The organism is Peribacillus sp. TE19612 (assembly GCF_056279465.1).
On the sequence record NZ_JBWCCL010000005.1, the window covers coordinates 355553 to 375881 of the forward strand.

17 protein-coding genes, 2 rRNA genes and 1 riboswitch are annotated in these 20329 nt (G+C 44.1%); of the genes, 1 reads left to right on the plus strand and 18 read right to left on the minus strand.

All coding sequences use genetic code 11. From position 1 onward, the window contains the following. Positions 1-129 precede the first annotated feature (129 nt). The 3 genes from ACZ9AO_RS11850 to ACZ9AO_RS11860 are packed head-to-tail and all read right to left on the minus strand — an operon-like array spanning position 130 to position 3297. Positions 130-444, minus strand: a complete 315-nt coding sequence (locus ACZ9AO_RS11850) for a YerC/YecD family TrpR-related protein (RefSeq protein WP_034306094.1) — start codon at positions 442-444, stop codon at positions 130-132. A 26-nt stretch (positions 445-470) separates the two neighbouring features. After that, entirely contained in the window at positions 471-1508 is a 1038-nt protein-coding gene (locus ACZ9AO_RS11855; RefSeq protein ID WP_251542388.1) for a DUF3048 domain-containing protein, read from the minus strand. A gap of 43 nt (positions 1509-1551) precedes the next feature. After that, positions 1552-3297 carry an adenine deaminase C-terminal domain-containing protein gene (locus ACZ9AO_RS11860; protein WP_251542387.1) on the minus strand — a complete coding sequence of 582 codons (1746 nt, stop codon included), beginning with the start codon at positions 3295-3297 and terminating at the stop codon, positions 1552-1554. A 145-nt stretch (positions 3298-3442) separates the two neighbouring features. Here ACZ9AO_RS11860 and ACZ9AO_RS11865 point away from each other — a divergent pair, with 145 nt between their 5' ends. Then, a complete protein-coding gene (locus ACZ9AO_RS11865) occupies positions 3443-3709 on the plus strand; it encodes a YgaP-like transmembrane domain (RefSeq protein ID WP_048680606.1) in 267 nt (88 codons plus the stop codon). A gap of 45 nt (positions 3710-3754) precedes the next feature. Here ACZ9AO_RS11865 and purD read toward each other — a convergent pair whose 3' ends face one another. The 15 genes from purD to ACZ9AO_RS11940 all read right to left on the minus strand — a co-directional run. Beyond that, a complete protein-coding gene (purD, locus tag ACZ9AO_RS11870) occupies positions 3755-5029 on the minus strand; it encodes a phosphoribosylamine--glycine ligase (protein WP_063595366.1) in 1275 nt (424 codons plus the stop codon). A 19-nt stretch (positions 5030-5048) separates the two neighbouring features. Further along, complete coding sequence (gene purH / locus ACZ9AO_RS11875; protein ID WP_063595367.1) at positions 5049-6584, minus strand: bifunctional phosphoribosylaminoimidazolecarboxamide formyltransferase/IMP cyclohydrolase; 1536 nt, start codon at positions 6582-6584, stop codon at positions 5049-5051. Between the two features lie 18 nt (positions 6585-6602). After that, a complete protein-coding gene (purN, locus tag ACZ9AO_RS11880; protein WP_063595368.1) occupies positions 6603-7178 on the minus strand; it encodes a phosphoribosylglycinamide formyltransferase in 576 nt (191 codons plus the stop codon). Then, positions 7178-8203 (minus strand): phosphoribosylformylglycinamidine cyclo-ligase, encoded by a 1026-nt coding sequence (purM, locus tag ACZ9AO_RS11885; RefSeq protein WP_048680618.1) that lies wholly within the window; start codon positions 8201-8203, stop codon positions 7178-7180. The genes purN and purM overlap by 1 nt, the downstream gene beginning before the upstream one ends. Before the next feature lie 42 nt (positions 8204-8245). Next, the gene (gene purF, locus ACZ9AO_RS11890; RefSeq protein WP_048680621.1) at positions 8246-9661 is read right to left on the minus strand and encodes an amidophosphoribosyltransferase; all 1416 of its coding nucleotides are present in this window, start codon (positions 9659-9661) and stop codon (positions 8246-8248) included. Beyond that, positions 9646-11865 carry a phosphoribosylformylglycinamidine synthase subunit PurL gene (gene purL / locus ACZ9AO_RS11895; RefSeq protein WP_251542385.1) on the minus strand — a complete coding sequence of 740 codons (2220 nt, stop codon included), beginning with the start codon at positions 11863-11865 and terminating at the stop codon, positions 9646-9648. The genes purF and purL overlap by 16 nt, the downstream gene beginning before the upstream one ends. Further along, complete coding sequence (purQ, locus tag ACZ9AO_RS11900) at positions 11849-12535, minus strand: phosphoribosylformylglycinamidine synthase subunit PurQ (RefSeq protein WP_048680628.1); 687 nt, start codon at positions 12533-12535, stop codon at positions 11849-11851. The genes purL and purQ overlap by 17 nt, the downstream gene beginning before the upstream one ends. Then, positions 12532-12786, minus strand: a complete 255-nt coding sequence (gene purS / locus ACZ9AO_RS11905; RefSeq protein WP_034306118.1) for a phosphoribosylformylglycinamidine synthase subunit PurS — start codon at positions 12784-12786, stop codon at positions 12532-12534. Before purS ends, purQ begins: the two co-directional genes overlap by 4 nt. Next, the gene (purC, locus tag ACZ9AO_RS11910) at positions 12779-13498 is read right to left on the minus strand and encodes a phosphoribosylaminoimidazolesuccinocarboxamide synthase (RefSeq protein WP_048680630.1); all 720 of its coding nucleotides are present in this window, start codon (positions 13496-13498) and stop codon (positions 12779-12781) included. Before purC ends, purS begins: the two co-directional genes overlap by 8 nt. A 101-nt stretch (positions 13499-13599) precedes the next feature. Next, the gene (gene purB, locus ACZ9AO_RS11915; RefSeq protein ID WP_034306123.1) at positions 13600-14892 is read right to left on the minus strand and encodes an adenylosuccinate lyase; all 1293 of its coding nucleotides are present in this window, start codon (positions 14890-14892) and stop codon (positions 13600-13602) included. Beyond that, positions 14889-16049 carry a 5-(carboxyamino)imidazole ribonucleotide synthase gene (gene purK / locus ACZ9AO_RS11920; protein WP_289348562.1) on the minus strand — a complete coding sequence of 387 codons (1161 nt, stop codon included), beginning with the start codon at positions 16047-16049 and terminating at the stop codon, positions 14889-14891. Before purK ends, purB begins: the two co-directional genes overlap by 4 nt. Next, complete coding sequence (gene purE, locus ACZ9AO_RS11925) at positions 16033-16521, minus strand: 5-(carboxyamino)imidazole ribonucleotide mutase (protein WP_034306127.1); 489 nt, start codon at positions 16519-16521, stop codon at positions 16033-16035. Before purE ends, purK begins: the two co-directional genes overlap by 17 nt. A 179-nt stretch (positions 16522-16700) precedes the next feature. Further along, positions 16701-16802, minus strand: a riboswitch (purine riboswitch). Positions 16803-16876: 74 nt separating this feature from the next. Further along, a complete protein-coding gene (locus ACZ9AO_RS11930) occupies positions 16877-17077 on the minus strand; it encodes an NETI motif-containing protein (RefSeq protein ID WP_048680636.1) in 201 nt (66 codons plus the stop codon). A 483-nt stretch (positions 17078-17560) separates the two neighbouring features. Further along, positions 17561-17676 (minus strand): 5S ribosomal RNA (gene rrf, locus ACZ9AO_RS11935). A 64-nt stretch (positions 17677-17740) separates the two neighbouring features. Continuing rightward, positions 17741-20329: ribosomal RNA gene (locus ACZ9AO_RS11940) — 23S ribosomal RNA — on the minus strand; the annotation flags it as partial.

Here is a 20329-nt window from a genome sequence, read left to right on the forward strand (position 1 = left end):
ATGGAACCTTTTAATCTAAAATCCAATATAACATGGATACGGCTGAAAGACAGCCGGCAATGAGCGTGCTGGACACAAAATAAAAAGCCGGGAAATGAATTCCCCAGCTTTTTATTATAATCGAAAGAATTATGATTCAGTTGTTTCCTCTACGTTATCCTTAATACGGTTCAGAGCCATGGAATAAGCATCATTTCCGTAGTTCAAGCAGCGTTTGACCCTGGAAATCGTAGCCGTGCTGGCACCTGTTTCCGTTTCGATTTTATGATAGGTTTTTCCTTCTTCAAGCATGCGGGCTACTTCAAGACGCTGTGCCAATGATGAAATTTCATTAACTGTGCATAGATCATCAAAAAATCGATAGCATTCGTCCAAATCACGCAAGGAAAGGATCGACTTGAACAGCTGATCCGTTTCTTTTCCTCTTAACTTATCAATTTGCATGTTACTCCCCCTCAATTTCATGGGTATCAAAATGAGACGTCTCCTACTAAACCAGGTTCATCCGGAATAATATTGATCCAAGTTTTCCCTGGAATCAACCCTACCTCTTTATCGTTTTTCACTGGTGTAATACGACCATCCTTATTCACCCATTCTACTTCATTCGCTTTTCCTTTTTGAAGTAAATAACCATTTCCGCCACTTTTCAAGTCGATTTTTCGACGCCCTTTGTCGTCGATCACTTGATGAGCAGCCTCAATGATCAATATATTATCCAGTAAAATAGGTTTATTCGATTTATGCTCGACTGTTTGCTCTCCATTCGAATAACGTTTATATTTCTCTTCCGTGGCCTCGTATTCATACTGTACATCATACTCGTCTGATCCGTAGGAAACCTCGGTTTTCAATGCCGGTTCCCCTTGAAGTCCAGCTGCCTCTTCCTTTGTAAGGAAAGCATAAGGCTCCGGTGCACCATTCAACTCATAACCCTTTTCCTTTGCACCTTTTTCGATATCCTCAAAGGAGGTGTAGGAATTATGCGGTGCTTTTCGATCTGCCGAACGTTGAAACAAAGTACCATCATAATATAATCCGTTCAAGTTATCAATATACCCGCTGTCCAGCATGGTCTTTGCCTCGGGGCTATACCCATGACAGACATAGATGCAATCAAGGCCTTTAGCCAATTCGATATAATAGTCCCTTGCACTCCGAATCGGACCGATTTGACTAGGCATTTCACTTTGGAAGATAGCTAAAAATCTGGTTATGTCACCTTCTGCGAGCATTTCGTAAACCATATCGGCTTCTGAGAGACCCGATTGCGGGCGTGCTTCCGGATGATTATTAATCATCACTGCTGCAGCCCTTCGCTCACTGCCTGCTTCGGTGGCCATACCTGTAAGTGGAAACTCATTGGAAGGTTCATTTTTCACATCTGTATTTTTGATGACAGCTTGGTCTTTCGGCTTACTGTCATCCGATGCAGGATCCTCTTTCGTCGAACAGCCTGCCAGCAGTAAAATAGCAATAACGATGAAAAGAACTCTCTTAAAATTCATCTTTCCACTCCTCTGATTTATTAGCCATTTCTTCTCTTATATTTTAACGCATTATAGTGGGAAAGAGTATAGTTTTATTCATTACATCATATACTCCTCGCTGGGTCAGCCTTATATATGGCAGATGGGTTGTCGAAAAGAATGAAAGGGTATACACAGGATCGGCGAAGCGATAACCTCTCTCCCGCAGCAAATGTTTCAATTCATTTTCTTCTTTTATCAATTCAGGAACCTCCTTGGTCGACATGACTCCCTTTAATTTCAGAGGAAGTTCATGAATCACCTTGCCTTGTTCCGTCAAAATGATTCCACCGCCAATTTCCTTCAGCCGGTTAAATGCCAAATGCATATCCTTTTTCCTTTTACCGATCAGTATGATATCACCTGTATTTGTATAAGAGCCAGCAAAGCCACACAATTTGTCCGCAAACCCTTTTAATATCGTATTGATGCGCCATTTCCCTTCCCGGTCTATTAGCATGAAAAAGCATTCATCATCCTCAAAGTTCAGTTCTTCATGCCCAACATCATTGGCAAGGGAGTACGGTTTCGTAATTACATTATTAACCAATTCTATCCCGAACGGCATGGAAAATTCAAAATCTTCCTTTAAACTTAGATCCCAATCAAGATCGAGCGGTTTAAAATCAAAATCACTCCATTCGAATTCCTGTTTATCCGGAATGATCTCACCATCCCTTTTCACCCATTTCCCTTTCGCCATTACCGAAACCGGTGCGGGTTCCTTTACATCGGTCAGGAAGTTGATGTTCGCCACCCTCCCTGTGGCAATATTGCCATGAAGGTATTCAATGTTATAATATCGTGCGATGTTGATGGTCGCCATATTGTAGGCATCGATGACCGGAACGCCATGCTCTATCGCTATTTTGATCAAGCAGTCTATGAAACCACCTTCATAAAAGGACGGCGGTGATCCATCTGTCGTATAAAAGAATTTGTCATAATGATCAATGTCCAGTTCATGGATTTCCTGTATCAGCTTTGGTAAATCCGGACGGATCGAAGAATGTCTTAATGATACATAATAGCCCTGCAGCAAGCGTGACATGACTTCATCACCTGTCATTGCCTCATGATCACAATCGGCGCCGAACAAGGTCATTTTTGCTAAAGTCTTCTCTGAAGCACCTGGAAAGTGTCCTTCTATTTTCTTCCTCATTCGCTTGGCTTCCTGAATCCAGTGCAACATCATGTCATCCCCATCGAGAAGCTTCGGCCATCCAGTTAGTTCCCCGCCCTGTAATACGGCATCATGCTCCAGCCATGATTTGACGGCCCCATGGGAAAAGACCATATCTTCATCAATCAATTCCGTTTGTCCGTCAAAACGGCTCCACCAATACATTGTTACAGGAATGTTACGTAATTCTTTCAAAAGAGAAAACGCTTTCTTTTTATCTAACTGCAATAGAAACGGCAAGTTATCATTGATCAATGTCGTTGTGCCAAAATGAGATGCATAACGTGAAAAAGAAAGGGGATTATATAATTGAGAAGGGTGTGAATGCGGCTCAATATAACCCGGGACCAAGTACTGGTTTGTACAGTCGACCATTTCACAGCGGTCTATATTATCAGGAAGCTTATCGCCAACATATATGATGCGATCTTCATATATCCATATATTCGCTTTTACCCATTTTCGTAAAGCCTGATTTAAATAAGTCGTATTTTTTAGCAGAATGTGTGGTGCCCTATTGCCATCCAGCACATCTATATGTTCTCTTAGATGTTTATTTTTCCATCTATAGCGCTGTTCAAGCATAAACATTCCCCCATAAGTTATTAGAAACAGTGTATGAAAAAAACCATTTTCAATCCAATTTTATTTCATAGTAACATACTTGCCCCATTAGAACAGTAATGTTATCCAGATTATTGTTAAATTTTTGTGAAGGGATGGATTTTATATGAAGTTTAAACAAAATATCAGTATAATAAATGCTTTAATGCGAATTACTTGTGGTTTTACATTTCTAACATGGGCTACGGCTAAAATGGTGAAAAAACCATGGAAAAACCAATCTTATATAATCGTGGCCATGCTTTCCGCCATGAAAATAGGTGAAGGAATCCTCCGTTATTGTCCTGTCGTCGATGCGATGGAAAACGGACAAAACTTGATGACAAAAGGACCAAAACAGGAAAATGAATCGAATCAATCTGATTCATATTAAGTCTTATAGAAGAAGCTGACTCCGCTTAGAGTCAGCTTCTTTATATTATGATGAAAAATTGTATTTTATTGCTCGGTAGCCAATATCCGTTCGCCAAAATAAACCGTCTTTCTCAATATGCCCTAACTCTTTATATACTTCAGCTTGCGCAGAGGCCAAATCCTTCCCTTTTGCAGCAACCAGAAGTACACGTCCGCCATTCGAGATGAAGTTCCCTTCATTATTGAGAGCCGTTCCAGCATGATAAACATGGGCTTTCGGATCAATCTTTTCCAAGCCTTTAATGATAGATCCCTTTTTATATTCCCCTGGATATCCATCAGCTGCGACGACCACTCCGAGCACGGCTTCTTCATGCCATTCAAGTTGTAAATCCTCTCCAGAAAGAACCGCTTCAAGCGTATCTACGAAGTCTGTCTTTAGACGAGGTAAAACAACTTGCGTTTCCGGATCGCCAAAACGGGCATTGAACTCAATGACTTTTGTGCCTTTTTCAGTGGCGATCAACCCGGCATATAATATTCCTGTAAAACTCCGATTCTCAGAAATCATCGCATTTACCGTGGGTTTAAGAATCGTTTCGACTGCAGTCTGGATCATTTCATCGGATATTTGCGGCACCGGTGAATATGCACCCATTCCACCTGTGTTCGGACCCTGATCTCCATCAAAAACCCGCTTATGATCTTGAGCAATGACCATCGGATACACTTTTTCCCCATTAACGAATGCCATCAATGAAAATTCCTCGCCATCAAGGAATTCCTCAATAACGACTTTGGCAGATGCTTCCCCGAACTTTGCTCCGACTAGCATATCATGGATGGCGTCTAACGCCTCTTCCATCGTCATAGCAACTACGACACCTTTTCCTGCTGCCAAACCATCCGCTTTTATGACAATGGGGGCACCCATTTTTTCGATATATGCTTTTGCTGAATCATAATCAGAAAATGTTTCATATTCCGCTGTGGGAATGCTGTAGTTCTTCATTAAATCTTTAGCAAAGGATTTACTTCCCTCGATGACTGCAGCCCGGCCATTAGGGCCAAATACCTGTAATCCTGCTTCCGTAAAATCATCTGCAAGTCCATTCAACAATGGGGTTTCGGGCCCGATCACCGTTAATGAAACAGCATTCTTCTTTGCAAAGGCAACCAAATCCCCATGATTGTTTTCATCAATTGGTACAAGAGTCGCTACATCGGTCATCCCTGGATTTCCCGGTGCTGCAAAAACGGTCCCAACTCGTTTACTTTCAAATAGTTTGCGGGCTATGGCATGCTCCCTGCCGCCCCGGCCAATTACTAGTACATTCATTATCGCACCTCATTTTTGATTAATGTTTAAAGTGACGAATTCCTGTAAACACCATCGTAATCCCATATTCATCAGCTTTCTTGATTGAATCTTCGTCTTTAACAGATCCACCAGGCTGAATGATTGCCGTGACGCCCGCTTTCGCTGCCGCTTCTACAGTATCATCCATCGGGAAGAAAGCATCTGATGCCAATGCACTTCCTGTTGCTCTTTCCCCAGCTTGTTCCAAAGCAATTTTTGCAGCTCCCACGCGGTTCATTTGTCCTGCACCAACACCTAATGTCATTTGATCGTTACAAACCACAATTGCATTCGACTTGACATGTTTCACGATTTTCCAGCCAAGTTCCATGGCTTTCCACTCTTCAGGGGTAGGCTCACGTTTCGTTGCCACTTTTACCTCTGCATCCTTTAAGCTATGTGCATCCTGATCTTGAATAAGCAATCCGCCTTCAATGGATGTCAATTTACGTTCAGGCTTTTTAACCGCGTCGAAATCGATCGTTAATAAACGAAGGTTTTTCTTGCTTGTCAATACTTCCACTGCCTCTTGTGTAAACCCAGGTGCAATGATGATTTCAAGGAAGATTTCATGAAGCTTTTCCGCAGTTGCCTTATCAACTTCACGGTTCAGAGCGATGATCCCACCGAAAATGGAAGTGGCATCTGCCTCATATGCTTTTTCATATGCTTCCAAAATGGTCGCACCGACACCGACGCCGCAAGGATTCATATGTTTGACTGCAACTGCAGCCGGCTCATTGAATTCTTTAACGATTTGAAGTGCTGCATCAGCATCATTAATGTTGTTGTAGGAAAGTTCTTTTCCATGTAATTGATTCGCTTCTGCAATTGAGAAAACGGAACCAAGCGGTTTTTTATAGAATGCGGCTTTTTGATGTGGATTTTCCCCATAACGAAGCGACTGTTTCAATTCATAGGTAACAGTCAATGATTCAGGATTTTCTTCATCGGCAAGCTCTGTCATATACTCTGAAATAACGGCATCATATGCTGCTGTATGACGGAAAACTTTTGCTGCCAGGCGGCGATTCGTGGTTTTTGATACCCCGCCGTTTTGTTTCAGCTCAGCCAATACGGTAGGATAATCATTGGAATCAACGATAACAGTCACATATTCGTGATTTTTAGCAGAAGAACGAAGCATTGTCGGTCCACCGATATCGATGTTTTCAATAGCATCTTCCACAGTGACTTCCGGTTTGGAAATAGTCGCCTGGAATGGATATAGGTTCACACAGACAAGTTGAATGGGTTCAATATTATGTTCCGCAAGCTGTGCTGCGTGATTTTTGTCATCATGTTTTGCCAACACTGCTCCATGGACATTCGGGTGAAGCGTTTTAACACGTCCATCCAATATTTCAGGGAAACCGGTGACGTCACTGATTCCAATTACCTCAATACCATTATCCTGCAGCGTTTTTTTGGTACCGCCTGTAGAAATGATTTCAAAACCTGCTTCAATTAATCCTTGAGCAAATTCTACGATACCTGTTTTATCCGATACACTAATTAATGCACGTTTCTTCATGTTATGTTGGTCCCTCCATTAAGTAAGTTTCTTGTGGCATAGCTCCTGCAAAACTGACGGATACAGATCATGCTCCATTTCCTGAATCCTTTTCTGAAGGATGTCTTTCGTATCCCCTTCAAGAATCGGCACTGCTTTTTGGGCAATGACCGGTCCTGTGTCCATTCCATCATCCACATAATGAACCGTTACCCCCGTTTCCTTCACTCCGGCGTCAAAAGCCTGGCCAATTGCATCCTTGCCTGGAAAACTAGGCAGAAGTGAAGGGTGGATATTCACGATCCTTTGTGAATACTTTTGTAATAATGTCGGACCTATCAAACGCATATAACCAGCAAGAATGATGAACTCTATCTCATACTGGCGAAGTTTTTCCAGGATTTCCGATTCATATTCAGTCTTGTTGGAGTAATTCTTTGCTGAAAAGGAGAAAGAATCAATATTCTCAAGCTTGGCTCTCTCAAGCACATATGCGTCTTCACGATCGCAAACGACAAGGCAGATTTCCGCCTCCAACTTTCCACTTTTTATTGCTTCAGCAATTGATTGAAAATTACTACCGTTACCTGATGCAAAGACAGCAAGGCGTTTCATTATTTGAACGACACTCCATTTCCATCCACAACCGTCCCAATAACTGAGGCTTCTTCACCGCAAGACCGTAGGTGGGCCAGCACATCGGATGCCACTTCTTTTTTCACGATAGCCGTCATTCCAACTCCCATATTGAAGATATTGAACATTTCCTCTTTTACAAGGTTCCCTTTTTCTTCAAGGAATGAGAATATAGTTGGAATTTCCCAGCTTCCAAGCTCGATTTCAACACCGCATCCTTCAGGAAGAATACGCGGAATATTCTCGATGAATCCTCCACCGGTGATATGAGCAAGACCATTAACCTCAAATTTTTCCAACGTCGATAAAACGGACTTCACATAGATTTTTGTCGGCTTTAATAATTCCTCTCCCAACTTGCAATCCAGTTCCGGTACGAAGTCATGAAGCCCCATGCCTGAGTCCTCAAGAAGGATTTTACGAACAAGGGAATACCCATTACTGTGGATGCCGCTTGAAGCGAGTCCAATAACGACGTCACCAGCCGAGATGGCTTCACCAGTGATAAGACGTGATTTTTCAACGGCACCTACAGTAAAGCCTGCCACATCGTATTCTTCCGTCTCGTACATGCCTGGCATTTCAGCCGTTTCTCCGCCGATTAAAGCACAGCCCGCCTGCTCACAACCATCTGCAATTCCTTTGACGATCATTTCAATTCGTTCAGGATCTGCTTTACCGCAGGCAATATAATCTAAAAAGTATAAAGGTGCAGCACCTTGAACGACAACATCATTGACGCACATAGCTACACAATCCACTCCAATTGTATCGTGTTTATCCATCATGAACGCTAACAAAAGTTTTGTACCCACTCCATCCGTACCAGAAATGAGCACAGGCTCTTTAAGGTTCAAGGAAGATAAATCAAACATGCCGCCGAAACCGCCCAGACCATTCATTACTTCTGGACGAAATGTGCGCTTTACATGTTTTTTCATTCGATTTACCGCTTCATAACCAGCCTCAATATCCACACCAGCCTGTTTATATGCATTAGCCATTTGAAATCCTCCTCCGAAAATCAATCATCATTGCCGACTTGATTAACATTTTGTTTTTTCTCGTTCGTATTCAAAAATTTCAGTCGGATAATTTCCGGTGAAACAAGCTAGGCATGAACCGCGCGTTTCTCCAGGAAACGGTCGTCCAATTGCTTCGACCATACCTTCGACACTTAAAAAAGTTAAGGAATCAGCTTCAATGATTTCCCTTATTTCCTCCACCGATTTTGAGCTTGCAATCAGTTCTTCCTTTTTGGACGTGTCTATGCCATAAAAACATGGATTCTTGATCGGTGGTGAGCTGATTACTACATGCACTTCTTTCGCTCCGGCATCTTTTAACATGCGGACAATCCTTCTGCTCGTTGTCCCACGGACGATTGAATCATCAACCATTATGACCCGCTTGCCTTCCACTACCCCTCTTACAGGTGATAGTTTCATCTTTACGCCTTGTTCACGCAGACTTTGTGATGGCTGAATGAAAGTCCGTCCAACATAACGATTCTTTATTAAGCCCATTTCATAAGGAATGCCTGCAGCTTCAGCATAGCCAATCGCTGCCGAGATGCTGGAATCAGGTACACCTGTAACTACGTCTGCTTCAATTTTGGTTTCGAGTGCCATTTGCTTACCAAGGTTTTTCCGTGCCGTATGGACATTGATACCATCAATGTTGCTATCCGGACGGGAAAAATACACGTACTCCATCGTGCACATTGCCTGTTGGCTGGAAAGCGAAAAGTATTCGGATGTGATTCCCTCATCATTAATGACAACGAGTTCACCCGGCTCAATATCCCGGATGAATTCTGCACCTACAATATCAAGTGCACATGTTTCAGATGCAGCGAAATATGCATCGCCTATTTTCCCCAAGGAAAGTGGACGGAAGCCATGCGGATCTCTTGCCATGATCATTTGGGTTTCGGTCATGATGACAAAGGCATAGGCTCCCTTTAGCATACTTAAACTGTTCTTCACAGAATCTCTTACATCCGAGTAGCCGGAGCGTTTAATCAGATGTGCCAGAACTTCCGTATCAGAGGTCGTTTGAAAAATGCTTCCTTGTCCTTCAAGCTGTGCTTTTAATTGATGGGCATTGACGATATTCCCATTATGGGCAAGGGCCAGCCCTCCTGTATGCGAATTGAACAGGAAAGGCTGAACATTTTGATACCCGCCGCCGCCTGCCGTTGTATAACGGACATGGCCGATTGCCGCTTTACCGCTACCGGAAAGTGCCTGCATTTTTTCCGCAGTGAATATCTCTGTGACAAGTCCTTCGCCCTTAGAGATGGACATCTGCTCACCATCCGTCACGACGATGCCCGCTCCCTCTTGACCACGATGTTGCAAGCTATGCAAACCGTAGTAAGCAAGCTGCGCTGCATCGGGATGTCCCCAGACTCCAACAACACCACACTCTTCGTTTAGGCTTCTTATTTCAGCAAGCATGGTATGGCTCCCTTCCAAGCTGTTTGTAAATCTTCAATGTCCGCTTCCAATACTTTGCTATCACTTGTTGCCACGACTAATTTATTATCAGCCGTTACTGAGCCTATGCAAATCGCATCTTCAACAAGAGCTTCAAATGACGCTTGATTTTCAGGATTGATGGACAGTAGGAATCGTGATTGCGTTTCACTGAATAATTCAGATACAGGTTCCCCGGATATACTCACTTTTGCCCCTAGTTTGCTTGCCCCGAATAAAGATTCAGCTAAAGCCACTGCCAAACCGCCTTCCGAAAGGTCATGGGCTGATGCAACAAGTCCTTTTTGGATTGCTGTCAGAATTTGCTGCTGACGTTTTTGTTCAAGGTCCAAATCAAGTTCTGGAGCGCGTCCAAAGATTTTACCCTCGAGCATTTTCTGTAATTCACTGCCTCCGAATTCCACTTTCGCTTCACCGACCACGTAAATCAAATCGGATTCATTTTTAAATGTTTGTGTTGTGATGTGCTTAAGGTCATTGACTAGACCAACCATTCCAACCACAGGCGTCGGATAAATCGCTTCACCATTCGTTTCATTATAAAGGGAAACATTTCCGCCGATTACAGGAGTACTTAAGCTTCTGCAAGCTTCACTCATACCGTCTGCCGCTTTTTCCAGTTGCCAGAATATTTCTGGTTTTTCTGGATTCCCAAAATTCAAGCAATCCGTGATCGCTAAAGGTTCCGCACCCGAGCAAATGATGTTACGTGCTGCTTCAGCCACAGCGATTTTGCCGCCTGTTTCAGGATCTAAATAAATAAAGCGGGAGTTGCAATCCGTCGTCATGGCAAGGGCTTTATTCGTACCACGTACACGCACTACCGCTGCATCCGATCCAGGTGAGACGACTGTATTCGTGCGGACCATGTAATCATACTGGTCGTAGACCCATTCCTTACTCGAAATTGTCGGTTGCTTCAATAGTGATACCAATGTTTCTTTATAATCTTCAATGACTGGCACTTCTGCCGTCATGCTTTGGAAGTCACGGAAATATTGCGGCTCTGCAGATGGCTTGTGATAAATAGGAGCTTCTTCAGCCAATGCATCAACCGGAACCTCAGCAACGATTTCACCTTGATGGGAAAGGGTTAGGTTTTTATCATCCGTTACTTCACCAACAGCAACCGCTTCTAGGTCATATTTCGTAAACAAGTCGACGATTTCCTGTTCGCGTCCTTTAGTGACAACGATCAGCATCCGCTCTTGTGATTCAGAAAGCATCATTTCATATGCTGTCATTCCCGTTTCACGCTGCGGTACCAAATCCAGGTTCATTTTTATTCCTGAGCCAGCTTTACTCGCCATCTCGGCAGATGAGCTTGTAAGACCTGCTGCTCCCATATCCTGAATGCCAACAAGGGCATCATTTTGAATCAATTCAAGGCATGCTTCCAAAAGCAGTTTCTCCATGAATGGATCGCCTACTTGTACGGCAGGCCGTTTCTCTTCCGAAGACTCTGATAGCTCTTCAGATGCAAATGTTGCTCCATGAATGCCATCACGTCCAGTTTTGGCACCCACATACATCACTGTGTTGCCCACTCCATGCGCTTGGCCCTTTTTAATGTCCTTATGATCGATCAAACCGACACACATTGCATTGACAAGAGGATTTCCTTCATACGATGGATCAAATTGAATTTCTCCGCCGACAGTTGGAATTCCGATACAATTCCCGTACCCTGCAATCCCTGCTACCACTTCTTTAAATAAATATTTCACGCGATCATTGTCTAGCTCACCGAAGCGAAGTGAGTTCAACATCGCGATCGGACGGGCTCCCATGGAGAAAACATCACGGATAATTCCGCCGACACCGGTAGCAGCACCTTGATAAGGCTCTATTGCCGAAGGGTGGTTATGACTTTCAATTTTAAAAACGACAGCCTGATCGTCACCGATATCAACGATACCTGCTCCTTCACCAGGACCTTGTAGCACTTTCTCCCCTGTAATCGGGAATTTCCTTAAGATGGGTTTTGAATTTTTGTAGGAACAATGCTCTGACCACATAACCGAAAACAAACCAGTTTCCGTATAATTCGGCAGTCTGCCTAAGATTTTCTCCACCATTGCAAATTCATCATCGGATAGTCCCATTGTTGCGTACAATCGATCCGATTTAATTTTTTCCGGACTTGGTTCAAGCTGTAATAACATGTGATTCCCTCCAGTTTTTTACGATGGATTGAAAAATCTTTAAGCCGTCTTTACTGCCAAGCAGCGAATCAACAGCACGTTCGGGATGAGGCATCATTCCGAGGACATTTCCTTGTTCATTTGTAATTCCCGCTATTTGCTCCAAGCTTCCGTTTGGATTTTCACCATCATAAGTGAACAAGATGCGGTTATTTTGTTTTAATTCAGCCAATGTTTCATCATCGCAGTAGTAATTCCCTTCACCATGTGCCACAGGGATCGTAATCGTTTCATTTAATTCATATCCTGTCGTGAACATCGATTGATTATTTTCAACCTTCAGTCCTACATTGCGGCAAATGAATTTCAAGCCTTCATTACGGCGCATCGCACCAGGTAAAAGTCCTGCTTCAAGTAAAATCTGAAAACCATTGCAGACACCCAAGACTGGCTTTCCTGCTTGTGCCGCTTTTACGACTTCAGCCATTACATTCGAAAAGCGTGCAATTGCTCCAGAGCGTAAATAGTCTCCATAAGAGAAACCTCCAGGAAGGAGAATCCCATCATACTGATCTAGATTGTCTGTAGAGTGCCAAACATACTCCACTTCTTCCCCCAGTGCATCCTTTATCGCATGGTACATATCGACATCACAATTGGAGCCAGGGAAAACTATGACAGCAAATTTCATTGGGTGATAACCTCCTCAACATCATAACGGTAAGCTTCAATTACCGTATTGGCCAATAGTTTTTCACACATTTCCTTCACAAGTTGATCTAAATCACGATCCGTATCCTTAATTGTAAGTTCAATGTATTTCCCCACTCGAACATCACTAACTTCGTTATATGTCAAGCTATGAAGTGATTGTTGCACTGCTGCTCCCTGTGGATCTAATACGCTTTCGCGTAGTGTGATATATACCTTAACCTTATACATGTTGAGTGCCCTCCAACTTTGCTAGTATTTTTTCGTAAGCATCTGTTAAACTTCCTAAATCACGGCGGAATACATCTTTGTCTAATTTTTCGTTCGTATTAATATCCCATAATCGGCAGGTATCAGGTGAAATTTCATCTGCCAGCAGAATGTCTCCATTCGGGGTTTTGCCGAACTCTAATTTAAAATCAATCAATTTAATGTCCAACTCTTTAAAGAAAGACGTTAAGACGATACTGATTTCTTGTGCCTTTTCTTTTAAAATCGCTACATCTTCCTTGCTTGCAAGTTCCAATTCTTCAATATGGTCTTCCGTTAACAGAGGATCGCCGAGCTCGTCGTCTTTATAGTAAAACTCAATCAGCGTTTTCTTGAGCGGCTGGCCTTCTTCAATGCCAGTCCTTTTAGAAAAACTGCCGGCAGCCGTATTTCTGACAACGACTTCTAGCGGAATGATGGATACCCTTTTGACTAGCTGCTCCCGTTCGGAAAGCATTTCAATAAAATGGGACGGGATATTCTCTTGGGCAAGCTTTGAAAATAGTAAGCTAGTAATTTGATTATTCAACTTACCTTTTCCGGCAATCTCTGACTTCTTCTCACCGTTGAATGCTGTTGCCGAATCCTTGTATTCCACCCATACTATTTCACTGTTGTCCGTTGCAAAAATCTGTTTCGCTTTTCCTTCATACAACAATTCTCGTTTTTCCATCTGTCCAGACCCCCACATTGTGAATATTATGAATCTTCCTGCCATTGATCAGGCTTGGCAAACATATCACCATTAAAGTGCCATGTTTGCCGCCTTCACTTTTATAAACCTAAACGATCAAAGATTACATCAACATTTTTCAGGTGATGTGTAGGATCGAAACAATCATCAAGTTCTTCTTTTGTAAGCAAGCTTGTGATTTTATCATCCTTTTCGATCAGGCTTCTGAATGGAACCTGAAGCTCCCATGCTTCCATCGCTTTCGGCTGAACCGTATCATAAGCTTCTTCACGGACAAGTCCTTTATCGATAAGGGATAGCAGCACACGTTGTGAGAAAATCAATCCCAGCGTACGGTCCATATTGCGTTTCATATTTTCTGGATAAACGGTCAAGTTCTTCACTATGTTGCTGAAACGGTTCAGCATATAGTTTAATGCGATCGTTGCATCCGGCAAGATGATGCGCTCAGCAGAAGAATGCGAAATGTCACGTTCATGCCATAATGGCACATTCTCATATGCTGTCATCATGTAACCGCGGATTACACGAGCCATACCCGTCATATTTTCAGAACCGATTGGATTCCGTTTATGAGGCATTGCCGAAGATCCTTTTTGTCCTTTTGCAAAGAATTCTTCCACTTCGCGTGTTTCACTTTTTTGCAAGCCGCGAATTTCCACTGCAAACTTTTCAATAGATGTCGCAATTAAAGCCAATGTACTCATATAATGTGCATGGCGATCGCGTTGTAATGTTTGTGTTGAAATTGGCGCTGCTTCAAGGCCAAGCTTTTCACAAACGAATTTTTCAACGAACGGGTCGATGTTTGCGTAAGTTCCGACAGCCCCAGAGATTTTCCCAACCTCTATGTTCTTTCTTGCTTCTTCAAAACGTTCGACATTGCGTTTCATTTCTTGATACCAAAGAGCCAATTTCAACCCAAAAGTGGTCGGTTCCGCATGAACTCCATGTGTACGTCCCATTTGAACCGTGTATTTATGTTCTTTAGCTTTATTTTTCAGGATCTCCACGAAGTTATTTAAATCCTTGGCAAGGATCTCATTCGCCTGCTTTATCACATATGAAAGAGCTGTATCCACCACATCAGTGGAAGTCAGTCCGTAATGGACCCATTTCCGTTCTTCACCCAACGTTTCGGAAACCGCACGTGTAAAAGCAACAACATCATGGCGTGTATCTTTTTCGATTTCATTGATACGGTCGACATCGAATGTAGCATTTTCACGAAGAAGCTTCACATCTTCTTTTGGAATGACACCTAGCTCCGACCATGCTTCACAAGCTAAGATTTCAACTTCCAACCACGCATTAAAGCGGTTCTTTTCTGTCCAAATGTTTCCCATCTCTGGGCGGGTATAACGTTCAATCATTTTACTTCCTCCGTTTCAACCTGTTGATTCCATATTTTGCTTCGATCACTTTCCAAAAGAGCTTCCTCAATCGTTGGACGTAAAATATTCACATGACCCATTTTCCGCTTAAGCTTGGCTTCTTTCTTACCGTAAAGGTGAACCTTCCAATCTGAAAGCGTCGGAATTTCATCCATCAAGGGTCCGATATGCTCACCAAGGATGTTTATCATTACCACAGGCTTCAATAACGCCGTATTTCCGAGAGGCCAATTGCAGACAGCCCTTATATGCTGTTCAAACTGTGAAGTCTCACATGCCTCCATTGTATAATGGCCTGAGTTATGAGGTCTTGGCGCTAATTCATTAATGATGATATCATCCTGAGCGGTTAAAAACATCTCGACTGCCAATGTCCCCACCAAATCAAGTTTCTCTGCAAGCTGCAAAGCTTCATCAATAGCTTTCCGTTCAGCTTGGATACTGATACGGGCCGGAACAATGCTTTTATGAAGAATGTTTTCAATATGAATGTTTTCCGCAATCGGAAAATGACTTGTCTCGCCATCAGCCTTACGCGTCACGATGATGGATATTTCTTTTACGAAAGGAATCCAGGCTTCCAGCACACATATACCTGTTTTGAGCAGGGGTTCAGCCTTTTTGATATCGGCTTCTTCCTTAATGACCAACTGCCCTTTTCCATCATAACCGCCCCGCGTCGTTTTTAACACACTAGGGTACCCTAATTTCTCTATATGAAGGTAAATTTCTGAAATATCCTGTATTTCCTGATATGGAGCAACGGAAGCTCCTGCATCGGATATGGCTTTTTTTTCAGTCAATCTATCCTGTGTCAGCTTTAATAATTCTGAGCCCTGTGGAAGAAATGCATGTTGCTTTAACCAATCCAAGGCTTCTGAACTGATATTTTCAAACTCGTATGTTATGACATCACTGACGTCAGCTAACCTTTTCAATGCTTCGATATCATCATAAGCACCAATGATTTCAATATCCGCCACTTGAGCACATGGGCCTTCTGCAGTCGGCTCAAGGACCGCTATCTTAAAGCCCGATGCCTTAGCTGACAAGGCCATCATCCTGCCCAATTGCCCACCGCCGATAATTCCAATGGTCTGTCCCGGTAATATGATTGTATTATTTAAGTTGTTCACTGCTCTGTAACACCTTTTCTCTGGTTTCGTCTCGTAAAGCCTCTAGCCTATCAGCAATGTCAGAATCAAAAGCCGCTAACATTTGAGCCGCTAACAAACCGGCATTGACTGCGCCGGCTTTTCCGATCGCAACCGTTGCAACCGGTACGCCACCAGGCATTTGAACAATCGATAATAACGAATCCATCCCATTTAATGCCTTCGACTGTATTGGCACGCCAATCACAGGGACAATCGTTTTAGCGGCGGTCATACCTGGAAGATGTGCAGCCCCGCCTGCTCCGGCAATAATCACTTTAATATCTCTATCTTTTGCACTCTCTGCATATTCAAATAGTAAATCCGGCGTCCGGTGGGCGGAAACGACTCTTTTTTCATAGGGGATCTCAAGCTGTTCCAATGATTCACAAGCGTACTTCATCGTTTCCCAATCCGAGACACTTCCCATAATAACCCCAACTTGCGGTTTCATATCATCTTTCCCTCCAACACTCATATTATGGCGTCCCGAGTATGCAGACAGACGCTTATCATTTATCTATAACATGTAAATTAAAAAACCGGACAGGTTGCTTCCTCATCGAGAAAGCAACCTGTCCGGAACAGAAAGCCCTTTTGGAAAATACAAAAAGACTTGGCTAGGTTTCCGAAATAGTCAGATGCTTTTCTCATAGTCCGATGATTTACGGTCATCAGGTAGAAACTTTTGGGCCATATCCCCATGATTATATGAGACGTATTAATGTAACTTCATCTTACCTTCCGGCCATTTTAATGTCAAGTTAAAATCGAATATTTTTACATGATATTAATTAATCGTTCGTGTTTTACTCGATTAACTTTGCTTCGAATACAATTTTCCGATCAACCGGCTCATAATGGACTTTGCCATTCTCGATTCTCTCGGCAAAGATAGGCTCTTCCGTTCGCCTTACAGGAAAGTAACCTGCCGCTTTAATTCGATCTAAACATGCATCGATCGTCTCGCCCTCGATAACTTCAAACTTTTCCTTACTCTTTTTACTCACAATACCGATCCCTTCATGGTTCTATTTTGTCTGCCTTCTTCCTTACCCATCCAACTTGCATATTATCAATAATAAATTCTTCCTAGTATAATGAAAAGAATAAGTAAAGACAAGAATGCATGTAAATAAAATCAATTACTTTATAATGGAAATTCCAAAATGCCTCAGAATATGATCCCCCTTGCCTTCCTAAAAGCATCTACTCTCATATACTCTACATGCCCTTCAATATCCTGCCCTTCTCCTCCCTCTGAATTACAATAGCTTGATTCATGAAATTACCTCTGCTCCATGATCGTTACATATTCGTATCTTGCTCCCATGAATTATTTCAATTCAAGTTTAGTCCGAATAAATAAGTCAGCTGATGGAATTAATTAGCCTGCAGGTCGATTTAGCTGTTAATTTACGTCATTCCTCCTGAAAGCTGAAAAATATCGCAATACAAAAAAAGACCAGCCGGATGGCTGATCTTTTTAAATGGCTTGGCGGCGTCCTACTCTCACAGGGGGAAACCCCCAACTACCATCGGCGCTGAAGAGCTTAACTGCCGTGTTCGGAATGGGAACGGGTGTGACCTCTTCGCTATCGCCACCAAACTTAAAAGGAACGTTGTTCCTTCAAAACTAGATAATAAGAAGGTATTTCATTTTTTAAAAAGCGTTGGTTAAGTCCTCGATCTATTAGTATCAGTCAGCTCCACATGTCACCATGCTTCCACCTCTGACCTATCAACCTGATCATCTTTCAGGGATCTTACTAGCTTGCGCCATGGGAAATCTCATCTTGAGGGGGGCTTCATGCTTAGATGCTTTCAGCACTTATCCCGTCCGCACGTAGCTACCCAGCTATGCCTTTGGCAAGACAACTGGTACACCAGCGGTGCGTCCATCCCGGTCCTCTCGTACTAAGGACAGCTCCTCTCAAATTTCCTGCGCCCGCGACGGATAGGGACCGAACTGTCTCACGACGTTCTGAACCCAGCTCGCGTACCGCTTTAATGGGCGAACAGCCCAACCCTTGGGACCGACTACAGCCCCAGGATGCGATGAGCCGACATCGAGGTGCCAAACCTCCCCGTCGATGTGGACTCTTGGGGGAGATAAGCCTGTTATCCCCGGGGTAGCTTTTATCCGTTGAGCGATGGCCCTTCCATGCGGAACCACCGGATCACTAAGCCCGACTTTCGTCCCTGCTCGACTTGTAGGTCTCGCAGTCAAGCTCCCTTGTGCCTTTACACTCTACGAATGATTTCCAACCATTCTGAGGGAACCTTTGGGCGCCTCCGTTACTCTTTAGGAGGCGACCGCCCCAGTCAAACTGCCCACCTGACACTGTCTCCCACCCCGATAAGGGGCGCGGGTTAGAATTTCAATACAGCCAGGGTAGTATCCCACCAACGCCTCCACCGAAGCTGGCGCTCCGGCTTCTCAGGCTCCTACCTATCCTGTACAAGCTGTACCAAAATTCAATATCAGGCTGCAGTAAAGCTCCACGGGGTCTTTCCGTCCTGTCGCGGGTAACCTGCATCTTCACAGGTACTATAATTTCACCGAGTCTCTCGTTGAGACAGTGCCCAGATCGTTACACCTTTCGTGCGGGTCGGAACTTACCCGACAAGGAATTTCGCTACCTTAGGACCGTTATAGTTACGGCCGCCGTTTACTGGGGCTTCGGTTCAAAGCTTCGCTTGCGCTAACCTCTCCCCTTAACCTTCCAGCACCGGGCAGGTGTCAGCCCCTATACTTCGCCTTGCGGCTTCGCAGAGACCTGTGTTTTTGCTAAACAGTCGCCTGGGCCTATTCACTGCGGCTTTTCTGGGCTATTCACCCTAAAAAGCACCCCTTCTCCCGAAGTTACGGGGTCATTTTGCCGAGTTCCTTAACGAGAGTTCTCTCGCACACCTTAGGATTCTCTCCTCGCCTACCTGTGTCGGTTTGCGGTACGGGCACCTTACATCTCACTAGAGGCTTTTCTTGGCAGCGTGGAATCAGGAACTTCGGTACTATATTTCCCTCGCCATCACAGCTCCGCCTTAATGGAAACGGGATTTGCCTCGTTTCCGGCCTAACTGCTTGGACGCGCATATCCAACAGCGCGCTTACCCTATCCTTCTGCGTCCCCCCATCGTTCAAACGATGTATAGGTGGTACAGGAATATCAACCTGTTGTCCATCGCCTACGCCTTTCGGCCTCGGCTTAGGTCCCGACTAACCCTGAGCGGACGAGCCTTCCTCAGGAAACCTTAGGCATTCGGTGGAAGGGATTCTCACCCTTCTTTCGCTACTCATACCGGCATTCTCACTTCTAAGCGCTCCACCAGTCCTTCCGGTCTGACTTCAACGCCCTTAGAACGCTCTCCTACCATCGACACCATACGGTGTCAATCCACAGCTTCGGTGATACGTTTAGCCCCGGTACATTTTCGGCGCGGAGTCACTCGACCAGTGAGCTATTACGCACTCTTTAAATGGTGGCTGCTTCTAAGCCAACATCCTGGTTGTCTAAGCAACTCCACATCCTTTTCCACTTAACGTATACTTTGGGACCTTAGCTGGTGGTCTGGGCTGTTTCCCTTTCGACTACGGATCTTATCACTCGCAGTCTGACTCCCAAGAATAAGTATTTGGCATTCGGAGTTTGACTGAATTCGGTAACCCGTTGGGGGCCCCTAGTCCAATCAGTGCTCTACCTCCAATACTCTCATCTTGAGGCTAGCCCTAAAGCTATTTCGGAGAGAACCAGCTATCTCCAGGTTCGATTGGAATTTCTCCGCTACCCACACCTCATCCCCGCACTTTTCAACGTGCGTGGGTTCGGGCCTCCATTCAGTGTTACCTGAACTTCACCCTGGACATGGGTAGATCACCTGGTTTCGGGTCTACGACCTCATACTCATTCGCCCTATTCAGACTCGCTTTCGCTGCGGCTCCGTCTCATCAACTTAACCTCGCATGAAATCGTAACTCGCCGGTTCATTCTACAAAAGGCACGCCATTACCCATTAACGGGCTTTGACTACTTGTAGGCACACGGTTTCAGGATCTATTTCACTCCCCTTCCGGGGTGCTTTTCACCTTTCCCTCACGGTACTGGTTCACTATCGGTCACTAGGGAGTATTTAGCCTTGGGAGATGGTCCTCCCTGCTTCCGACGGGATTTCTCGTGTCCCGCCGTACTCAGGATCCACTCAGGAGGGAACGAAGTTTCAACTACAGGGTTTTTACCTTCTTCGACGGACCTTTCCAGGTC